Annotated in this window: 19 protein-coding genes; 14 read left to right on the forward strand and 5 right to left on the reverse strand. The window is 54.4% G+C overall.

What is annotated here, in order from left to right; translation table 11 throughout:
• Nucleotides 1-53: 53 nt before the first annotated feature.
• Together ACN082_RS00920 and ACN082_RS00925 are read left to right on the forward strand one after the other, a co-directional pair.
• Complete coding sequence (locus tag ACN082_RS00920) at nucleotides 54-383, forward strand: rhodanese-like domain-containing protein (protein WP_419098976.1); 330 nt, start codon at nucleotides 54-56, stop codon at nucleotides 381-383.
• A gap of 42 nt (nucleotides 384-425) precedes the next feature.
• Nucleotides 426-1,895, forward strand: a complete 1,470-nt coding sequence (locus tag ACN082_RS00925) for an anthranilate synthase component I family protein (RefSeq protein WP_419098977.1) — start codon at nucleotides 426-428, stop codon at nucleotides 1,893-1,895.
• A gap of 30 nt (nucleotides 1,896-1,925) precedes the next feature.
• Here the strand turns inward: ACN082_RS00925 and ACN082_RS00930 are convergent, their stop codons facing one another.
• Nucleotides 1,926-2,342 carry a hypothetical protein gene (locus ACN082_RS00930; RefSeq protein WP_419098978.1) on the reverse strand — a complete coding sequence of 139 codons (417 nt, stop codon included), beginning with the start codon at nucleotides 2,340-2,342 and terminating at the stop codon, nucleotides 1,926-1,928.
• A 182-nt stretch (nucleotides 2,343-2,524) separates the two neighbouring features.
• Here ACN082_RS00930 and ACN082_RS00935 point away from each other — a divergent pair, with 182 nt between their 5' ends.
• The 6 genes from ACN082_RS00935 to ACN082_RS00960 all read left to right on the forward strand — a co-directional run bounded on the left by ACN082_RS00935 (nucleotide 2,525) and on the right by ACN082_RS00960 (nucleotide 6,391).
• On the forward strand, nucleotides 2,525-2,911 hold the full coding sequence (locus ACN082_RS00935; protein WP_419098979.1) for a GntR family transcriptional regulator: 387 nt from the start codon (nucleotides 2,525-2,527) through the stop codon (nucleotides 2,909-2,911).
• Nucleotides 2,908-3,510 carry an ATP-binding cassette domain-containing protein gene (locus ACN082_RS00940; protein WP_419098980.1) on the forward strand — a complete coding sequence of 201 codons (603 nt, stop codon included), beginning with the start codon at nucleotides 2,908-2,910 and terminating at the stop codon, nucleotides 3,508-3,510. The genes ACN082_RS00935 and ACN082_RS00940 overlap by 4 nt, the downstream gene beginning before the upstream one ends.
• Nucleotides 3,507-3,815 carry a hypothetical protein gene (locus ACN082_RS00945; protein WP_419098981.1) on the forward strand — a complete coding sequence of 103 codons (309 nt, stop codon included), beginning with the start codon at nucleotides 3,507-3,509 and terminating at the stop codon, nucleotides 3,813-3,815. The genes ACN082_RS00940 and ACN082_RS00945 overlap by 4 nt, the downstream gene beginning before the upstream one ends.
• Nucleotides 3,812-4,765, forward strand: a complete 954-nt coding sequence (locus ACN082_RS00950; RefSeq protein WP_419098982.1) for a hypothetical protein — start codon at nucleotides 3,812-3,814, stop codon at nucleotides 4,763-4,765. Before ACN082_RS00945 ends, ACN082_RS00950 begins: the two co-directional genes overlap by 4 nt.
• A gap of 137 nt (nucleotides 4,766-4,902) precedes the next feature.
• Nucleotides 4,903-5,484 (forward strand): orotate phosphoribosyltransferase, encoded by a 582-nt coding sequence (gene pyrE, locus ACN082_RS00955; RefSeq protein ID WP_419098983.1) that lies wholly within the window; start codon nucleotides 4,903-4,905, stop codon nucleotides 5,482-5,484.
• A gap of 220 nt (nucleotides 5,485-5,704) precedes the next feature.
• The gene (locus tag ACN082_RS00960; protein WP_419098984.1) at nucleotides 5,705-6,391 is read left to right on the forward strand and encodes a TrmH family RNA methyltransferase; all 687 of its coding nucleotides are present in this window, start codon (nucleotides 5,705-5,707) and stop codon (nucleotides 6,389-6,391) included.
• A gap of 92 nt (nucleotides 6,392-6,483) precedes the next feature.
• Here ACN082_RS00960 and ACN082_RS00965 read toward each other — a convergent pair whose 3' ends face one another.
• Complete coding sequence (locus ACN082_RS00965; protein WP_419098985.1) at nucleotides 6,484-7,362, reverse strand: hypothetical protein; 879 nt, start codon at nucleotides 7,360-7,362, stop codon at nucleotides 6,484-6,486.
• Between the two features lie 379 nt (nucleotides 7,363-7,741).
• Here ACN082_RS00965 and ACN082_RS00970 point away from each other — a divergent pair, with 379 nt between their 5' ends.
• The 5 genes from ACN082_RS00970 (at nucleotide 7,742) to ald (ending at nucleotide 14,058) form a co-directional block, all read left to right on the forward strand.
• Nucleotides 7,742-9,352, forward strand: a complete 1,611-nt coding sequence (locus ACN082_RS00970; RefSeq protein WP_419098986.1) for an SLC13 family permease — start codon at nucleotides 7,742-7,744, stop codon at nucleotides 9,350-9,352.
• Nucleotides 9,353-9,725: 373 nt separating this feature from the next.
• The gene (gene fbaA / locus ACN082_RS00975; protein ID WP_419098987.1) at nucleotides 9,726-10,751 is read left to right on the forward strand and encodes a class II fructose-bisphosphate aldolase; all 1,026 of its coding nucleotides are present in this window, start codon (nucleotides 9,726-9,728) and stop codon (nucleotides 10,749-10,751) included.
• A 240-nt stretch (nucleotides 10,752-10,991) separates the two neighbouring features.
• A complete protein-coding gene (locus tag ACN082_RS00980; RefSeq protein WP_419098988.1) occupies nucleotides 10,992-12,197 on the forward strand; it encodes a Fic family protein in 1,206 nt (401 codons plus the stop codon).
• Between the two features lie 216 nt (nucleotides 12,198-12,413).
• Nucleotides 12,414-12,839, forward strand: coding sequence for a DUF3151 domain-containing protein (locus ACN082_RS00985; RefSeq protein WP_419098989.1), 426 nt, complete (start codon nucleotides 12,414-12,416; stop codon nucleotides 12,837-12,839).
• A gap of 133 nt (nucleotides 12,840-12,972) precedes the next feature.
• Nucleotides 12,973-14,058 (forward strand): alanine dehydrogenase, encoded by a 1,086-nt coding sequence (ald, locus tag ACN082_RS00990; RefSeq protein WP_419098990.1) that lies wholly within the window; start codon nucleotides 12,973-12,975, stop codon nucleotides 14,056-14,058.
• Between the two features lie 102 nt (nucleotides 14,059-14,160).
• Here ald and ACN082_RS00995 read toward each other — a convergent pair whose 3' ends face one another.
• The 3 genes from ACN082_RS00995 to ACN082_RS01005 form a co-directional block, all read right to left on the reverse strand.
• Nucleotides 14,161-14,559 carry a hypothetical protein gene (locus ACN082_RS00995; protein ID WP_419098991.1) on the reverse strand — a complete coding sequence of 133 codons (399 nt, stop codon included), beginning with the start codon at nucleotides 14,557-14,559 and terminating at the stop codon, nucleotides 14,161-14,163.
• Between the two features lie 419 nt (nucleotides 14,560-14,978).
• Entirely contained in the window at nucleotides 14,979-15,629 is a 651-nt protein-coding gene (locus ACN082_RS01000) for a hypothetical protein (RefSeq protein ID WP_419098992.1), read from the reverse strand.
• 331 nt (nucleotides 15,630-15,960) lie between these two features.
• Nucleotides 15,961-16,650 carry a DUF6318 family protein gene (locus ACN082_RS01005; RefSeq protein WP_419098993.1) on the reverse strand — a complete coding sequence of 230 codons (690 nt, stop codon included), beginning with the start codon at nucleotides 16,648-16,650 and terminating at the stop codon, nucleotides 15,961-15,963.
• A gap of 224 nt (nucleotides 16,651-16,874) precedes the next feature.
• On the opposite strand from ACN082_RS01005, the gene ACN082_RS01010 reads away from it, so the two are divergent.
• Complete coding sequence (locus ACN082_RS01010; protein ID WP_419098994.1) at nucleotides 16,875-20,093, forward strand: DUF3427 domain-containing protein; 3,219 nt, start codon at nucleotides 16,875-16,877, stop codon at nucleotides 20,091-20,093.
• Nucleotides 20,094-20,192: the final 99 nt, after the last annotated feature.

Consider the following 20,192-nt stretch of genomic DNA (forward strand, 5'->3'; position numbering starts at 1 on the left):
CTTGCCCGGGCATAAGCTGAGACTGAACGTGAAACCTATGAAAGGGTAAACCTGTGAACGAAGATATCCCCCAGGTAACAGTGGATCAGATTCCTGATGGCGCAAAGATTTTGGATGTGCGCGAGGATTACGAGTGGGTAGAGGGCCATATTGAGGGTGCCCAGCATATTCCCCTGGGTGAGGTTCCCGAGCGTTACGGTGACGTTCCGCTCGATGAGGATGTGTACGTTATTTGCCGTGCCGGAGGCCGTTCCTTGAGGGCCGTGGCCTACCTGAACCAGTACGGTTTCGATGCCATTAACGTTATTGGCGGTATGGGTGCCTGGCAGGACGCTGAACTCCCTATGGTTTCTGAGAACGGGCAGGAGCCGCAGGTCCGCTAGCTTGTGGGTCTCTGGTGCCCTAAAGGGAGTTAGACTATCCGGGTGAACTTTCCGAACCACCCCCGCTATGTGCCCGGTGCTAGCATCCAGGTTAGGCCGCTGGGCTTTGCCGTAGACTGTGCCCGGGCCTACCGGCTGATCTCGGCAGGTTCGCGCTATTCCTTCTGGCTGGATTCCGCCCGCCCAGAATCTCCTATGTCGCGCTACTCCTACCTGGGGGTGGTGCCGGCAGAGGGGCGGGTTCTTATCAGTGACGATGCCCGTGAGCCCGTCTACCGTGAGCTCAACGGGTCAGGCCAAGAGGTAGGGCGTGTACCCGGTAGCTTGGACCGGGGACTCAGCACCTATCTGGCGCAGGGGCCTGCCGTGAACGGTGCCCCCGGCCAGCTGGACGAAGCTCTATTGGGTGGCTACGTTGGCTACTTTGGCTACGAATACCGGGCACGCACCGAGCCAGGCTCACCGGTGACCCATAGCTCACCCACCCCAGACGGGGCCTGGCTTCAAGCTGTGCGCTACATGCTTTATGACCATCAGGGCGGGCAGAGCTGGCTGGTAGGGGACACAGCTTGGCTTGATGCTATCGAGGCAGCTCTTTGCGACTATGCCGGGGAAGAATCAACTGCTCCACCCACCGCAGGCGCCGATGCCCAGCCTATGAGCGGCCTGGTATTCTCCCCACCCACCCGCACCGACTACACCGCCGATGTTCGCACCTGCCAGCAAGAAATCGCAGACGGCAAGAGCTACGAGATCTGTCTGACCGCCCAAACCCAGGCCAGCGCCGTCACCCCGGTTTCCCCAGAGCAGGCCCTAGCAACCTACCTGCTTCAGCGCCAACATAACCCCGCCCCCTACGCGGCCTTTATACACTGCGACAGCTTCTATATTCTGAGCTCGTCACCCGAACGGTTCCTGACCATCAGCCCAGCGGGGCAGGTGGAGACTAAACCCATTAAAGGCACCATTGAACGCACAGATGACCCCCTAGAGGATGCCCGCCGCGCCTACTGGCTAGCGCACGACCCCAAAACCAGGGCTGAGAACCTCATGATCGTTGACCTGCTGCGCAACGACCTCTCCCGCATCAGCTACCCGGAGTCGGTGCGGGTCCCCGTCCTCATGGGGGTTGAAAGCTACCAGACCGTACACCAGCTCGTCTCCACGGTTCAAGCGCAGATGCGCCCGCAGGTAGGCAGGGTAGAAGCCGCCCTGGCCTGCTTCCCCGGTGGCTCTATGACCGGGGCACCCAAACCGTCCACCATGGATATCATTGACCGGTTAGAGGGGCGCGCTCGCGGTATCTATTCGGGGGCTCTAGGCTTCTTTTCTGCGACGGGTGCCGTCAATCTGTCCATCGTGATTAGGGCCCTGGTGATTTCGTCCTCCGGGCAGGTCAGTCTGAGCGCGGGTGGTGCTATTGTGGCTGATTCAGACCCGGATGCTGAGTACGAAGAGATGCTGACCAAGCTGGCGGCGGCCCTGCCGCCGCAGCTGGGCAGGCTGGGCTAAAGAAGCCCGCTCGCGTAAGCCTGTGAGGTGTTAGCGGGCCTTGCGAGCAAGATAAAGACCCGCTGCAATCAGGGGGATCTGGAGGGGCAGGCGGCGCAGTCGCTTAGCGTCGGAATCCAGTAGGCCGGGAATATCAATCTTGTGGGTGTACTGGTAGATGTTTGCCGGGTAGACCGCAGTGAAGAGGGCGGCGGCCCCTAGTCCAGTGATGCGGCGTGCCCCCGGTGCGGCCAGCAGACCCAGCCCCACACCGAGCTCGGCAACCCCAGAAGCGTAGACTACCTGCTTTGCGCTCCCCGGAACCCAGGGCGGAACGATGGAGGCAAAGCTGGGTACCTTATCGCGCTTAAAATGAAGGGCCCCCATGGTGGTCAGGCCCGCGCCTAGGGTGTAGCGGGTTATCTTTTGGCCGGTGGTTTCGCTGGTATCGTGTGCAAAAAGGTTCATGGTTTTTATAGTAGGCCAGCGGTGGGCCTGCGCCTCCCGGTGGAGTCTCCGTTTATTTTATTCTTCTTTTGTAGAGAGCCTTGTATTGCTTTAACTGAGTCCATGCCTTAGGTTAGTTACATAACTAACTAACCAATGAACCAACTAGCGTGGTTTGGTGCATACAGAGAAAGGGGGTGCCCATGCTCACCGGTGATAAACCCATCTTCCAACAAATTGCGGACCACATTAGCGGTCAGATCCTCGCGGGAACCTACCCCGAAGAATCACAGGTCCCATCGACCAACGAATTTGCGGCCTTCTACCGCATCAACCCGGCAACAGCCGGTAAGGGCGTCAACCTCCTGGTAGACCAAGGGGTGCTCTACAAGAAGAGAGGTATCGGCATGTTTGTGGCTCAAGGATCACAAGACATTCTGCGCTCTGCTCGGCGCAAAGAATTTATCGCAGGCTATATCACCCCTCTGGTCGAAGAAGCCAGGGTGCTGGGGCTCAGCAGTGACGAGGTACTCGCTGCCCTGCAAGCTGGCCTGAGTGAGGCCGCTAGCAAGACAGGGGAGAACGCATGAACACCATCGCCCGCACACAGAACCTCAGCAAAACCTTCCGGGGCACCAAGGCCCTGGACGGTATTAACCTGGAGATCGAAGAAGGCCTCATCTACGGCCTAGCAGGTAGGAATGGTGCCGGTAAAACAACCCTGCTGACGGCACTGACCGGCCAGACCCTGCCCGATAAGGGCTCACAGATAGAGCTCTTTGGGCAGAGCCTTAATGCCACCACTATCGCTAGAACCCACCTGCAAAGAACCAACCAGAGCTACCCTGATGACCTGCGGGTTTTCCAGGTGCTCAAGATGGGCCGGCTGGCTCACCCCAACTGGGATCAGTCCCTGGCGCTATCGCTACTGCTTGATTTTGAGATTCCGTTCAAGGCCCGTGCCCGCAGGCTCTCGGACGGGCAAAAATCAGCCCTGGGTATCGCGGTTGCCCTTGCCAGCCGCGCAGACCTGACCCTGATGGACGAGCCCTACACCGGCCTTGACCCGGTAGCACGCGCCCTCTTCTACGATCGCCTGCTCGAAGACTTTAGCGCCCACCCGCGCACCTTTATTATTTCCACCCACCTGCTCGACGAAATCTCCCCCTGCTCAACCGCGTCATCTTGATTGACCGGGGTGAACTGGTCTTTACCGGTGACGCTGAGGACGCTACCTACACCGCCCACGAGGTTGCGGGGAACCAGGACGCTGTTTCTGTTTACCTTGCCAAGACCTCCCTGGGGGGCTTTGTGGTGCGCGACCGCGCAATCGGCTCTATGCGGAGTCTTGTAGTGGCTGCCGCTCTCACAGCAGAGAACGAGGAACTTGCGGGCAAGCTGGGCGTTGGTGTCCAGCCGGTCTCACTCCAGGACACCGTTGCCGCCCATAGCCGGAAAAACACTGACCAGATTACACAAGGAGAGCTCTCATGACCGCAATAAACCCAGTTTGGGCTGAGGAAACAGGGCTCCACGCCCCCGGAGCTGAGAAGAAAAGGCGGGCACGCTCCGCCCGAATTCAGGGGAGCTGGGCTGTCTTCCACATGCTACGCAACCAGAAAACAATGGCAACCCTACTTCCGCTACTACTGCCCATCGGGATTGCCGCGCTGATTATGCTCCTTGTTGGCATCAACAGTCTGCTCACCGGAATGTCGTTTGGTGCCTACGGTGGCTTTATCAACGCAAATTCTTTGCACACCACTATCGTCCCCGTGGTGCTAGGAGTCTCTTCCCTTCTGGGTTTTTATTCTCATGCACAGCTCGTCCTCACCATGGGACGAACCCGGTGGAGCTACCTGGGCGGTTTTACCCTGCTCTCCCTTTTCCGGGCTAGCCTTGCAACGCTTATCTACGCACTGACATCTGTTATCGAGCTCGTGACACACGGTTACGGTAGGGGCTGGCAGGTCTTTAACCCAGAGCTGGACCCCTGGCCCTTCGCCTTCTGGCAGAGCTACTCAACCCCGGGGCGTTTCTACGCTCTGGGCAGCTACCTGGCAACCTGGTTGGTGGTGCTGATTGCGGTTCAGGTCGCTGGAATCGCTGTGGCAGCCCTCTACCTGCGGTGGGGCAAGGTCACAGGCTCCGTGGCTCTCATCTTGACCGTTATAGGGGCGCTAGCCATCAGCCGTAACCTTTTCGGTGGACACCTTTGGGACATGGGAATCAGTACCCTCTGGGAGCAATTTGAGTCCAATTATTCCAGCTTTAACGGCTGGGAAGTTGCCGAGGCAAGTGGTGGGTTTCTCGACGAGCACACCAATATTGTCAATGTCCCTGAACTCGCTTCTATTATTGGACATTACGGGTTACTCTTGGGAGCTGCCGCGGTGTCTTATCTGGTCGCAACTATGACCTGGGCCAGAACTTCCCTGCGCTAGACCCTCTTTGCCCGTCCCGGCCTTCCTGATCCGGGGCGGTGCTTTATTGAGTGGCCGGGGCTGAATAATTTTTCACCTGCCGGGATTCTCCTACCCAAAAACAAGCCCCGCCCACCCCATCTACTAGACTAAAACCCATGACTACCCTCTCCGAAAATCTCCCCATCGAAGCCGCCCGCGAACGCCTCCGCCAGCTCATCAGCGAATTGGCTGTAGTTCGCGGAAAAGTAACCCTAGCCTCCGGCAAAGAAGCTAACTATTACGTTGACCTGCGCCGCATTACCCTGCACCACGAAGCCTCCCGCCTAGTCGGCCAGGTCATGCTCGACCTTCTTGATAAGGCCGGTATTGAATTTGAGGCAGCAGGTGGCTTGACCATGGGTGCTGACCCGGTGGGCCACGCTATTATGCGCACCGCAGGTGATCAGGGCCGCGCTATCGACACCTTTGTTGTTCGTAAAGCCCAGAAGTCCTACGGTATGGGGCGCCAGGTTGAAGGCCCCAGCGTGGTAGGTCGCCGCGTGGTCGCTGTGGAGGACACCTCCACCACCGGTGGGTCAGCCCTTACTGCCGTTGAAGCCCTCCGTAATGCGGGGGCTGAAGTTGTCGCTGTCGCCGTTATCGTTGACCGAGCCACCGGCGCCAAGGAGCATATCGAAGAAGTTGCGGGTGTGCCCTGCCTCTACGCCTACTCCAAGAGCGACTTGGGTCTGGACTAAACCTTTAAAGGCAGATAAAAGCAGACAAAGATGTGCTGGACGCGCCCCGCCGACACCCTTAAACGCCAGCCCCGAGCCAGTCGGCTTCTGGTGCGTCCACCGCCTTCCCACTGGTAACCCTTATACGCCAGTCCCGAGCCAGGGTTGCGCGGATACAATTTTGCCCTTTTCCTATAGGCTCTACCCTGAACGCCTAGCCCTGGAGTTGTAGTAAACACGTATGAACGAGAAGAACACTGAAGCAGAGGCCCCCGCCAAGGTTGCTGAGCCCAGTAGTGAGGTTAGCGAACCCGAACGAGAGGTTGGCGTCGGCCCCTGGGAGGGTCCCTGGCCCGAAGGGGACCACTGGGACCCCGAACTATTGCGCGAGGGTGACCGCCGTAACGTGGTAGATAAGTATCGCTACTGGCGCATGGAAGCAATCATTGCAGACCTCGACCAGCACCGGCATGAATTCCACGTAGCTATCGAGAACTGGCAACACGACCTGAACATCGGAACCGTGGTCCGCACCGCTAATGCTTTTCTCGCACGGGAGGTCCACATTATTGGTAGGCGTCGCTGGAACCGCCGCGGTGCCATGGTGACCGACCGCTACCAGCATGTGCGCCATCACCCCACCATCGAAGACTTTCTGGCCTGGGCAGACTCCCAGGGTGTTGCTGTTATTGGGATTGATATTTTCCCTGATTCCCAACAGCTTGAAACCTACGACCTGCCCAAGAAATGCGTGCTGGTCTTTGGGCAGGAAGGCCCTGGGCTATCGCCTCAGATTCATGAGGCGGCGGTTGCTACCCTCTCCATTGAGCAGTTTGGCTCAACTCGTTCCATGAACGCGGCTTCTGCGGCGGCGGTTGCTATGCACGCCTGGATCCGCAGGCACGTTTTCGGGCAGAAAGTCTCCTAGCGGTTTTATGTATCGAGGATGGCTGACTTCATGATTACCATAAATTATGAGCCAGGGAAGAAAACTGTCTTCCAGAAGAAAAACCGTTTGACTTAGTTGCTATGGGCAAAATGGTCCCGCAGGCTACCCTGGGCTACCATCTGGCCCTCAGCACCTTGCTCAAGGATGGCAGGTTTAGAGAATAGGGGCGCATGATATTTTTCAAGATCTTGGGTGCTGATATGAGGAGGACCAACCATATCTCCCCTAAAAACTCCCAGGTGGGCTAGCGCAAGCATACGCCAAGGTAGCGGCGGGGCTGGGTTCGTCCAAGCAGCCATCAGGTTAAAAATCTTTTCCCTGCCAGCCCTCTTAATTGTTTGAGAGGGGTGAAAGTCCAGCCAGCAGTCCTTTGAAAGAGCCAAGACCCCAAAATAGTCTGCCGCATATTCCGGGGCCAAAGCCGCCCCGTAACGATCCGCGGTATAGGTCTCTGTCCAATTCAACAGGTTCTTCAAGAACGGGATGGATTGGCTGACCGTAGTTGAAAACTCGTACCAGAGTGCCTGATGGTTAGCCGAAAGGTTACCGACTTCCCGGGCCAAGGCAAAATGGAGCGCACCCAGGGTACCATCTGGGCGAGGGGCATTGAGGAGGTCTGAATGAATGAGGATAACCGATTCGCCTCCCGCTTGCAGAGAATGAGACAGTCCCTCAAGACCCGGAACCACAACCACCAGAGGAGTCCGCTCTAAACCGGCATCGTGAGCTAGCCCCTCAAGGGTACTTAACACCTGGGGAAATTGCTGGCTATCAACTAGGCAGCCCTTGGTTTTTGATTGCGCGGACTTGAGTAGGCGAATAAATCCCAGGGCAAAAGGAAAAACAAGTGCCAGCACTACGAACTGATAAATCTCATCCAGGGCCTTTGTATCAAGAGCGCTGCTCATTTCTGGGAAGAAGAGGAAAACTCCAGCAATCGCTAAGGCCATACAAACAGTTAGAGACGTGAGTAAGACAGATAAAGTGAAGGCCAGCTTGTGCCAGCGATACCTTAAAGAGCGTTTTTCTAATCTACTCAGAGGATAATTCAAGGCCTTTGATTCCTATTGTCGTTTATTTCTTACCCCCCAGAAGGCTTCTGCTGAGAGGTTAGCGTGCGTGCCACCGGTCCGGGAGTCAGTAGCGAGCTCAGATACACCAGAAGGGGGCTGATAATTAAAGGTCGCCAGTCATGGAGGAGATGACATGCCCCGCGTCCACTTCACAAAGGCAGATATCGGGTAGATTGATAATCTGCACTCTCGTAGCTGGCTACCAGCAGTCTGCAAGGGTCGCTTCCCTGAACACACAAAGACGTGAGGTCTCAGCATGAACAAACCCCATATTACGGGTGATCACCTACAGAAATACAGTGCCACCCCCACCCAGTCCATCGATCAGATCCACCGATCCCGAGGCTCTCAGGCACCAGAGGTCGAAGCCAAGGAACGCACTAAGCGCTTGCTGGGACTTCTGGGTGGTCTGCTTCTTGCCCTCGTAATCTATTTCGCGATGCCAGCGGACCTATCCCACCCTGCCCGTCTCACCGCTGCCATGGCTGTGCTCATGGGTATCTGGTGGATGACAGAAGCACTACCTATCCCCGCCACCGCGCTCTTACCTTTAGTCGTTTTCCCTGTCCTGAACCCAGAGGTGAAAATTAATGAGGTAGGAGCTAGCTACGGCAACAGCATCATCTTCCTTTTCATGGGTGGCTTTCTGCTGGCGCTTGCCATGCAACGCTGGAACCTTCACCGCCGTATTGCCCTGCTCACTCTTAAATCTATGGGCACCAAATCGTCAACCATGGTAGCCGGTTTCATGATCGCCACCGGTTTTCTGTCCATGTGGGTTTCCAATACCGCTACCGCTGTCATGATGATCCCCATCGGAGTTTCAGTGCTCATGCTGATAGCCCAGGCAAGCGGGTCAACCCAGATACAGATTGAGGAGGGCGCTGCCGCAGAGAGCCAGCAGGTCAAGCAGGCTGTTATCAACTCCAATTTTGGGACCGCTCTGATGTTGGGGATAGCGTATGCGGCCTCTATTGGGTCCCTGGGAACTCTCATCGGAACCCCTCCTAATACCCTTCTAGCCGGTTATATGGCAGATACCCACGGTATCCAGATTGGCTTTGGTCAGTGGATGCTGGTGGGCGTTCCCCTGTCCATAGTTACCCTTTTTTGCTGCTGGTTCCTGCTAACTAAAGTATTTTTTAAACCAGAAATCAGCGAAATCCCCGGAGGCAAGAAACTTATTGCCCAGGAATACGCCAAGCTAGGCCCCATGGGGTCCGGCGAACTGCGTGTGCTCATTATCTTTATCGCCGCAGCTCTGGCCTGGATTTTTGTTCCCCTCATCTGGTCTAAACCAGCTCCTATCACAGATGCAGGTATCGCGGTGCTGGTGGGCCTTATCCTCTTTGCCCTCCCTGCCGGTGGGACAGCTCAGAAAGGTGTACGCCTGATTGATTGGGAGACAGCCACTAAACTTCCCTGGGGCGTTCTCTTGCTCTTTGGCGGGGGGCTAGCCCTTTCATCCCAGTTCACCGGATCGGGCCTCACTGATTGGATTGGCAAACTGGTAGGAGGTATGGGCGCAGTTCCTCTAGTGTTCCTTGTCTTGATGGTAACCGCCGGTGTTATTTTCCTGACCGAGCTGACGTCCAATACCGCAACGGCAGCTACCTTCCTGCCTGTTGCCGGTGGTATTGCGATGGGTATGGGCCAGGCGCCTATGGTTCTAGCTATTCCTGTTGCCTTGGCGGCAACCTGCGCTTTTATGCTGCCTGTTGCAACCCCGCCCAACGCCATCGCCTACGGGTCTGGTTATGTGACCATTGGGCAGATGGTCAAGGGCGGTCTTTGGCTGAACATTTTCTGTATTGTGGCCATCACCGCAGTGACCATGACTTTAGCTGTCTGGGTCTTTGGCTTATAGGTTGAGCCCGAGGCTAGAGCCCTCTAGCTGCCTGCCCTGAATTCGGAGGTCCGGTAGCTGGAGGGTTCCCTGCTTTTGTGATCTTGCCTGGCGGTTGGTGGCCTGGCAGGCAAACCCATAAAAAACAACATTATTTTCCACTTATCGCCGATTAGAGGGGGAAGGTGCCTGGTATTTACCCCCCAAACACATTGTTTTGAGTGGGTTTATGCCCGAAATTAATGTGGGAAAGCTCCCCATTGCACCGCTACCCTTGGTAAACTGGGAACCAGGCAGGCGCCCACCTCTGCACCTTAGACGGGTCGGGGGAGCGGGCACCAACTCACAGCAGGCCGCCAACCGGGTGGCCCAACCCAACATATGAGGAGTCAGCATGCCTATTGCAACCCCCGAAGTCTACGCAGAAATGCTCGAAAACGCCCGCTCTAAGGGCTTTGCCTACCCCGCCGTTAACGTAACCTCATCACAGACCCTCAACGCAGCCATCGCCGGTTTCGCTGAGGCAGGCTCAGACGGCATCATCCAGGCTTCTACCGGTGGCGCAGCCTACTGGTCGGGCTCCACCAAGAAGAACATGGTTGCTGGCTCACTTGCTTTTGCCGCGTACGCACGCGAAGTTGCTAAGCAGTACGACGTCAACATTGCTCTGCACACCGACCACTGCCCCAAGGACAAGCTGGACGGATTCGTCCTGCCCCTGCTCGAAGAGTCAGAGAAGGCCGTAGCTCGCGGTGAAGCCCCCATCTTCAACTCACACATGTGGGACGGCTCCGCTATCTCCCTGGAAGAGAACCTGGAAATCGCTCAGCAACTGATCGCTCGCACCGCTAAAACCGGTCAGGTTCTGGAAGTTGAAATCGGCGCTGTGGGCGGCGAGGAAGACGGCGTTGAGGGCGCTATCGACGATTCCCTCTACACCACTGTTGAGGACGCCATCAAGACCGTTGAGGCCATCGGCCTGGGCGAAAAGGGCACCTACATGGCAGCTCTGACCTTCGGTAACGTCCACGGCGTCTACAAGCCCGGTAACGTCCACCTACGCCCCGAACTGCTCAAGGAAATCCAGACCGAGGTCGGCGCTAAGTACGGCAAGGGCGAAAAGCCCTTCTTCCTGGTCTTCCACGGCGGCTCAGGTTCCACCGAGCAGGAGATTGCAGATGCAGTTTCCTACGGTGTTATCAAGATGAACATCGACACCGACACCCAGTATGCCTACACCCGTCCTGTAGCCGATCATATGTTCCGCAACTACGATGGTGTGCTCAAGGTAGATGGCGAAGTTGGCAACAAGAAGACCTACGACCCCCGCGTATGGGGTGCTGCAGCTGAGGCTGGTATGACCGCTCGTGTGGTTGAAGCCGCTCAGCAGCTCGGCTCTGTTGGCACCTCCCTTAAGTAGTCTCTGCCGGTAGAGACTCGCTTACCGAGGTGAGCTAAGGCGCCTGCCGCCCCTGTAGAGGGGCGGCAGGCGCCTTTATCTGTTCGGTTTCTTTCTGGTAAAAACCGCTGCTTTTACGTTTTAGCTGTATGCCCTGGCGACCCTTAAACGTAAAAAGCGGTGTTTTTACGTTTAAGAGTTAGCTAAGATAGGTGCTAAAACGTAAAAAGATCGGTTTTTAAGAGGTAGGAGGTAAACCAGATGAAGAAGTATAAGTCCCTTAAATCTGTCTTCCACCAAGATGACCGTTCTACAGCAGAGCAGGAAGCTCAGCGCAGGCGAAGCAATGGGTTCGAGACCAACTTTGAGATGAACGGGAACAAACTGTTCTACACTGTGACCCCTCAGCTCTTACTCTTGCAAGAGCAAGTCTTACTGAATGAACGCACTTTAGAAGTACTTGCGGCGGATATCCCCCTAGCTGCCCGGCGTAGCTATCTTTATGAGCTTATTACCCAGGAGATTACTGCAAGCCATGAGATTGAGGGGGTTCGCTCCACCCGGCACGAGATCCAGCAGGCTCTTGAAGCGGAGCCTGGTGAGAATAGGAAATTCCGGCAAACTGCTAGGCTCTATCTGGAACTTTCAGACGGCCAGGTTAAAGCTCCTACAACTTTAGAAGAGATTCGGGAGATTTATGACCGCCTATTTGGTGCTGAGATTGCAACAGAAGACAGGCCTGATGGGGACCTGTTTAGGCTAAATCCGGTATATGTCTATGACGGTGCAGATAAAGGTATTCATGCCGGGTTCGCCACCGAAGAGGACATAAATAAACAGCTCCAAGCCATGCTGGATCACCTTGCAGATGATGAAGCGCCTTCTCTCCTGTCGAGGGTGGTCTCGCACTTCATGTTTGAGGCTGTACACCCTTTCTACGACGGCAACGGCAGATTGGGTAGGTTCCTACTGAGCGTTCAGCTCCAGGAAGTTTTTTCTGCTTATACCGTGCTGACGCTCTCTTACCTCATCAACCAGAGGAGAGCCGAATACTATAAGGCCTTTACGGAGGTGGAAGAGCCGCTCAACATGGCTGACGCCACTTCTTTTGTCCAGACTATGCTCGGTTTTATCCGGGATGCCCAACAGAGGCTTATTGACGATTTTGTAGACAAAAAGTATCTCATGGAGGGCCTTAAATTTCATGTACACCATTTGTCGCAGTCTGCTGAGCTACCGCAGGATACCGTTTCTACGCTCTTTATTCTTGGCCAAGTTCACCTCTTTGGTGGTGAACGAGGGCTGGATTGGGATACTTTGAGCGAGGTAATAGGTAAGTCAAGGAGCACCACCCGAAAGTACATCACAGAGTTAGAGGAGCAGGGGCTTACCCAGCGAGTTTCATCCCGGCCTCTACGTATTAGGCTGAGCGAGAAGGCCCTTGCGCTTCTGTTCCCGGAACAATGACCTTGTAATTCTAAGGTGCCGGCCACCCCTGCATAGGGGCGGTAGCTTGCAGGCTGTTAAGCGTCGGGTTTCCCGGTGTGAACAGCCGGTTAAAGCGGGCTTGGGCAGAGTTCCTCTTCCCTGCGACTGTTGATCTGCCTCGTGCTAGCTGCTGTACTCTTAGGGCCTGCGAGTAGACTGTTGTGTAATTACAACTTTTCACAAAAGGAGCACCGCATGTCACTTGCCGGTAAGAACCTACTAGATGGCCCTGCCCCCACTTACCTGCCGGAAAACCCGGATCTGGATGCCCGCATCGCAGCTGGTGATACGCCGCAAGAGCTGGCCCAGGCCTTCCCTAAGTCCTCACTGGCATGGGCTCTACTGGCTGAGGAAGCGCTCGCGGCTGGCCGTACCGTGGAGGCTTACGCTTACGCCCGTGTAGGCTACCACCGCGGGCTTGATGCCCTCCGAGGTAATGGTTGGCGCGGCCACGGCCCCATCCCTGTGGCCCACCAACCTAACCGGGGCTTCCTTCTGGCGCTACTGCTGCTGGGGCAAACTGCCGCTGTGATAGGTGAGACCGATGAGGCTGAGCGTATTGATACTTTCCTCAAGGATTCAGACCCTCAGGCGGTGACTGTGCTCACAGGTCAGGGGTAGAGTCTGGTCTTGATGAGCACAGAGGCCCTTCATAGTGAGTTATAAAGGTGAGGTGGCTTGTGGGCGTCAAAGGAAAAGGCGTAGGCTGAAACCAGCATTTTTCAACGACGAAAATGAATGGAAGACACCTCTCATGCGCATTGGCGTACCCCGCGAAATCAAGCCCCAGGAACAGCGCGTTGGGCTGACCCCTGACGGCGTTCTTGCTCTCACCCAAGCAGGCCATCAGATCTTTATTGAGAAGGACGCTGGTCTGGGTGCTGGCTTCTCCAACGACGAGTACGAGCGGGTCGGTGCCCAGCTGGTCAGTCAGGACCAAGCCTGGTCACAGGCTGAACTCCTGGTCAAGGTCAAGGAACCTATCGAATCCGAGTACAAGTATCTGCGTGAAGACCTGACCCTCTTCACCTACCTGCACCTGGCAGCAGACAAGCCCCTGACTGAGGCTCTGCTGACCGCTAAGACTCGCGGTATTGCCTACGAGACCGTTCGTAGCGGGCGTGCCCTGCCCTTGCTACTGCCCATGAGCGAAGTTGCTGGCCGCCTGGCCGCTCAGGCTGCCGCCCAGTACACTATGGGAACCGAAGGCGGGCAGGGTTTGCTCCTGGGCGGTGTGCCGGGTGTAGCGCCTGCACGGGTGGTTGTACTCGGTGGCGGTAACGTGGGTACCCAAGCCGCTAAGCTCTCGGTTGGCCTCGGTGCAGAGGTTACCATTCTGGAAGGCTACGGCCCTCGCGTCCGCGAGCTAGCTGACCTCTTCGGTTCAACAGCCCGCGTCTTGCACTCAACCCCCGCCAACATTGAGCGTGAAATTGCCGGTGCGGATGTCATTATCGGCTCTATTCTGGTACCTGGCGCTAAGGCCCCTAAGGTGGTTCGTCGTGAGCACCTTGAAACCCTCAAGCCTGGTGCCCTGCTCATTGATGTAGCTATTGATCAGGGCGGTTGCTTTGAGACGTCCCGCCCCACCACTTATGCTGATCCTATCTTTGAGGTCGAGGGTATCCGCCACTACTGCGTTGCTAATATGCCTGGCGCTGTGCCCCGTACCTCTACTATTGCGCTAACCGACGCTACTCTGCCTTACGTGCTGAAACTGGCGGAAGGTGTTGACGCTGCGCTGGCGCAGAACCCTGACCTGGCGCTTGGCCTGAACACCGATGCCGGCAGGATTAGTTGCCCTGCGGTAGCTGAAGCCTTCCCGGACCTGGCAGGCTAGACCTAGTTTTAGGGCCTGCCGATAGAAGCCCCTGCTATCTCTCTGTTTGAGCGAGGTAGCGGGGGTTTTTATGTGGTTTTAGTGGTTCCTGGGGCTTGGTGATTAACTAGTCTGTGCCTGGTGGGGGAGGACCGGCATGAGCTTACGGAGCAATCGGTAGGCTAGCATAAAGGCAATAGCCTGGCAGATGAGAACACCGGGAACTGACCCTTGAAGACTTGTTGGCAGGGCCAACGCGTGAACCGCGAAACCGGCTCCCGCACTTCCAATTCCAATTACTGTGGCTAGCCCTATGCCGGTAAGAAGGTGCTTCCCTTTTTGCGGAATGTTCATCCCTTGCATGGCTAAGAACCAAACAAGGATAGCGACAAAACCAACCCAGTTGCTGTCGGTGTAGTCCATCCATGAAAAAATGCTGATTCCTAAGGCACCGAAGGATGAGCTGACTGGGGATGCTCCGAACATAATCCGGGTTTCGTGGGTGGGAGTTTCTGCCGTCATCACTTGTCCTCTCGTGCAAGGTGGTAGCCGGGGGTAAGGGTTTTGCTAGTCGCAGCTACCTGCTTTGGCATCTTTCCATCAGTATAGTGATGTGCGACATGTTGAGAAAGGTGGGGGGTTGTTGCTTGGGGCCAAAGAAAAGGGCCGCAACCTGTTGGTTGCGGCCCTTTCCCCATACACACACATTTCTCATGAACCGCCCCTTGCGGGGCGACGCCTCAGAGGTTCACACACGTTCTCTGAAAAGGTGACTCATCGTCACGGCGAGATTATTAGTCTCTTGAAGGTTGCGGGGTTTTCTCTCCTCGTCCTTGTGTTTTAACTATGGCACCCTAACCTAGGTGGGGAGTACAGGAAGCCTGTGTGTAAGCTAGGAAAAGTTTTGGGGTGAAGTATTTTGGGTGGTGGCGGCCACTGATTTAGGTGCCGGGGCAACCCCAGGCTTGTGGGTTCTGCTCGCAATCATCTGCGACAAGACCCGCTTTGACCCGCCATACGCGGACGAGCTGGGGGTCAGTGGAGCGTTCGACGGTCCCATCGATAACCTGCCAGGGTCCACCGTTGACGGAGTATTCACCGCGGTAGCTGGTGGTAATGGTGAACTGGTAGTCCCCGGGCTCTGTGTATTTGTGGGAGGTGTCTGTGGGCTGATCCCAGATATCTTCACCTAGCTGGTAGCCGGGGTAGTTGATTGGCCCTAGAGTTGTGCCGTCACCGTAATGGAAGGTGTATGAAACGGGGGTAGCTCGCAGGGAGACTTCTTGCCCGGCAATGGTGCGGGTAAATTCTTGGGGGTTAGGGTCAGCCCAGAAGTTGGTGTTGTAGTTTTTGAGGGTGTGCGGTGCTCGTTCTTGGTGAGCTTGTGCGGGGGCGACCGGGAAGGTGTTGAAATCTTCTACGCTCAGGATAACTTGTGTGGCACGTAGGACGGTTTGTCCGTCTACTTCTGTGGCTTCTAAACCTGCTGCTTCAAGGTCTTCTGGCGTGAGGGGGACACAACCTCTGAGTCCGCTAGGGGTGTTGTAGGGCGTATCTGCCCCATCGCCCCAATCGGGAGGAACCAATGCCATGATGCCTATTTGATCTCCCTCGGTCAAGCAATAACTCCCACTCTGAGGGCCACCATTTACTAGAAGCCGCGCACGTCTGTCATTCGGGTCCTTACGCTCCCGGAAGTGAAGGATCTGAACCGCTGAGCCGATATCTGAGGTTGGTGGTTCGACAGGATTTGGGGGCGGTATCTTATTGCTAACGCCTCCAGAAAACCCATTGATAAATTTTTCTTCTTTATTTTTTATATGTACTCCAAATTCGTTATTCGATGAGTTGCCGCTATCTTCTGCGGAAGCCGGCACCCAGGATGATAAAAATAAAATAATGATTAATGAAATCTGGAATTTTTTAGCCATTCTGCGACCCCAGAATGTCTGCAGTCACCACAGTCCAGTGATTATTTTTAAACTTAACCTTTAGTTCAATTCCATTATAAATATAATCCGAGTTATCAAATACTTGAGCTTTTCCATCTGACCAAAGAACCAGGTTTTCTACGTCAAAATTACAACCTATTGAGTAGGCTCCATTCCCATCTGAAGTAAGAAGGTCCTTGTTATAGTGGATTTGCCTAGTTCCGCCTATTACCCATCCACCTGAGTTATAGATTTCATCAAGTGATTCATAAAATTCTAATTCTTGTGTATAGGATTCATCTACGAGCTTGGTAATCTCTGTGACGTCCCCGGTTTGCATAGCGTAGTTGCGCAAATCATTCCAGTAATTAATGAATAGCTCCATGCCTTCCGTTGTCTCAACATTCATACCTTCGGGTTTAACCGGTTTGGGGACGTTTTGGGCCGGACCGAACTCGTCTGCCGGGCGGTACTCACCGTCGGGGGCCTTGGATCCACCGGAGTAGTGCTCAGTTTCTTGAGCTGTTGCGCTAGCACTCACGCTACTGCTAGCACCGCTTGCACTACTGGCTGAGCTGCTATCTGAGGGCTCTGGGATTGAACCAGTCTTTTGTTCACCGCAACCTGTGAGGACCAGGAGAGCAAGAGCGGTCAAGGTCAGGGTTCGTTGTGCGGTGCGCATTGAGTCCTCCTGGGACATATTTGTGACTAGGGTGTATGTGTTCGTTTATAGTGCTGGACACCTGACTTGGCAAGGACCTGGGTCGATTAGACCGTTTTTGACAGCAGATTACGCCCAATGTAGCTGGTCTATCCACAGATCTGACATAAAACTAGGGCCCCTAGCTGAGGGCTATAGCAGTAGCCGCGTAACGGCTCAGAGCATGGCTGAAGTATGCTGCATATATGAGTAATAAACAGGTTCTCCCCATCGGTCTGTACGAAACTCTTAAGACTCGTCGGATGCTCTCCCAAGCTCTCCCCATCGAGTCTGAATGGATCGAGTCAGAGATCCCTGCCGATGACTCTGAGCATGTTTCTTCGTTAGCGCGTTATCTTGCACAACAAGTTGTTGCGAAACTTGAACAAACCGAGGCCCACGAGCGCATTATGCTCATCAACTCTCTCCTTAACCATTTGGAAGAAGAGCAGGCTGAATCTGACGAAGTCCTAACGCTAGAGAGTCAGAAAAAAGTGGGTTCTCTAGTTCAGCTCACCGAACTCAAACCCCTGCACCAAGAAAAGCCTCTAAGTCGTCCCAATACTCCGCTGAGCAATGTTGCACTGTTGACGAACAACCCGAAAGAGCCTCAGCTAGGCGACGAACTTAAGAGAGAGCTAGAGAGCGCCGATCGTGTTGATCTGCTGTGTTCCTTCCTCAAATTAACTGGTGTTAACGTTCTTGCACCGCAACTTAACATCCTAAAAAAGCGGGGTATCCCCTTCCGCGTCATTACTACAACCTACATGGGAGCTAGTGACCGTAAAGCCGTCGATAAGCTGGTGAAAGAATACGGGGCACAGGTCAAGATTAGCTACGAGAAAAATTCAACTCGATTACATGCGAAAGCCTGGCTCTTTCACCGTAATACGGGCTTCTCAACAGGATATGTAGGCAGTTCAAATCTTTCACATGCTGCACTCACCGATGGCCTTGAATGGAACGTCAGAATATCCAATATTGTTACCCCCGGTATTCTCCGGCAATTCAATGCGGCTTTTGAAAGCTATTGGGAATCCCACCAGTTTGAAAGCTACACAGGGTCAGATGAAGACCGCAAAAAGCTTGATAAGTCGCTAGAACAAGCAAAAATAGGTACAGGCGCATCAGCGCGGCCGAACCTTGGGATTAACTTTTCATACGTTGATGTTCACCCCTACCCGCATCAAGCCATTATGCTTGATGAGCTTCAAGCGGAGAGGCAAAAAGGCCACCACCGGAACCTTGCCGTAGCTGCTACAGGTACAGGTAAAACGATCTTCTCAGCTCTTGACTACAAGAGGTTGTGCGAAGACGCTGGCCGCCGCCTGCGCCTTCTTTTTATCGCTCACCAGTCTGAGATTCTGAACCAGTCACAGAGTGCTTTTGCCACGGTCATGCGTGATGCTAACTTTGGTGAGCAATACTTCGGAGGTATGGTCCCCGAATATAATGACCAGGTCTTTGCAACGATTCAGACCCTTGCAGGCACTGGTAGCGAACGATTTAAACCAGACCACTTTGACGTAGTTATCGTTGATGAATTCCACCACGCCTCGGCCCCTACCTATCAAAAAATTCTTAATTATTTCCAGCCTCAAGAGCTATTAGGTCTTACTGCCACCCCTGAACGAACAGATGGCAAGAACGTTGCTGCTGAATACTTTGACGGGCGCCTTGCTACCCAGCTTCGTCTTTGGGACGCACTTGAAGCCGACCTGCTGGTTCCTTTTCACTACTACGGCATTAACGACGCAACAGACCTTAGTAGCCTCACCTTTGAGCGAGGAAGTTATCGGGACAGTGAATTGTCACGGTATTACCTCGAGAATAAGCGGCGGGTAAGCCTTATCCTGCAGCAGATTGATGAAAAAATTGCTAACCCTGGAAGTATGCGAGCCATTGGCTTTTGCGTAGATAGAGAACATGCTCGGTATATGGCCGAGGAGTTTAATAAAGCCCACTTACCGGCTACGTATCTCCTTGGCAATGATAGCGCAGACCGGCGCCGCGAGGTTATCGCGCAGCTTAAAGACCCTGAACATGAGCTGACTACAGTTTTCACAGTGAACCTGTTCAACGAAGGTGTAGATATTCCTGAAGTGGACACGCTGTTGATGCTTCGCCCTACTCAGTCACCGACTCTTTTTCAACAGCAACTTGGCCGTGGTCTACGCAGGTCCCCCGATAAGGCAGTCTTGGTTGTACTTGATTTCGTGGGTAACCAAGCCAAAGGGTTTAGGTTTGACCTTAAGATGCGTTCCCTAACTCGTACTGGTGTAGTTACACCCGGCGAGGTCGAAAACCCACATCTTCCACCGGGCTGCAGCATCCAGCTCGATAAGAAAACTCAAGAACAGGTGCTAAAAAGCATCAAAGATGCTCTTAACCCCAAAATCGAAGTTCTGGCCGATAACCTCAAGGTATTTGTTGAAGAACAGAAGAAAAAGAACTTTGAAGTTATCGTCACGGATCTGTTGGAACCCTACCTCGAACAGTACGGTCTTGAACTTGCTCATATCTATGGGCGGAAGACAAAGAACGGTAAAGGTTTAACATTTACCTTCCTCTTGGACCAGGCAGGGCAAATTCCCAGAATCCCAGAACTTTATGAAAAGGGATCAGTCGTTGAGCATCTTTCCAATCGGATTAAGTCCTTGGCTAATGTTAATGACGAAGAGCGAGCCTCTGTTTATCAACGGCTTTTGACAACTGATGTGTTGGAAAAGGACCTTAGCCTACGGGAGAAACGTTTTGCCTGGATGCTCCTTTTTTCCTTCTGGCCTAATGGAAAGATAGGAAAGGAAGAAAAGAAATTTACCCTAGACCAAGGGCTGGGTGAGCTCCGCCAGCACCCTTATTTCATTCAGGAGCTCCTACAGATCTGGGCCTACCGTCTGGGGACGGATAGGCATGCACCCCAAAAATCACTGACTATTTCACAAGATATTCCGCTGAGCACACACGCCTATTACTCACGTGAAGAGATTTTTGCTGCAATAGGCCTGCACGAGAACGAAAAGAGGTCCGTTCCCGCGGGCGCAGTGCAGGGTGTCTACGAGTCACAGGCAACGAATACCATCGCTTTGTTGGTCAACCTCAGTAAGTCTGAGAAACATTTCACTCCCGAAACCATGTACAAAGATTATGCGGTGACTGAAAGAGAATTCGCATGGGACTCCCAGAATTCAACTGACCCAGAGAGTCGCCTCGGGCAGATTTACCAGCATCACGGTGAGCTGGGGCGGGCGCCCTTACTTTTTATACGCTATACCAAAGAAGACGGGATTGGCACTGCTCCCTATATATTCGCAGGTCCGGTGACCTACCTGTCCCATAGCGGTTCAAAGCCGATGCATATTAAGTGGGAGCTTGAGCGTCCTATACCGGCAGACCTTTTTGCCCTGGCTCGGTCTACAGCATAACTGGGGCCCGTCATTTGCGGGTGGGCAGGTCTTTTATGGGTGTTGCAGGCGCTATGAGCAAAACATGCCCCGGTATTGGCTGTTTCCCAGGTGACTCCT

The sequence above is a fragment of the Rothia sp. CCM 9417 genome (assembly GCF_048513575.1).
Classification (GTDB): Bacteria; Actinomycetota; Actinomycetes; order Actinomycetales; family Micrococcaceae; genus Rothia.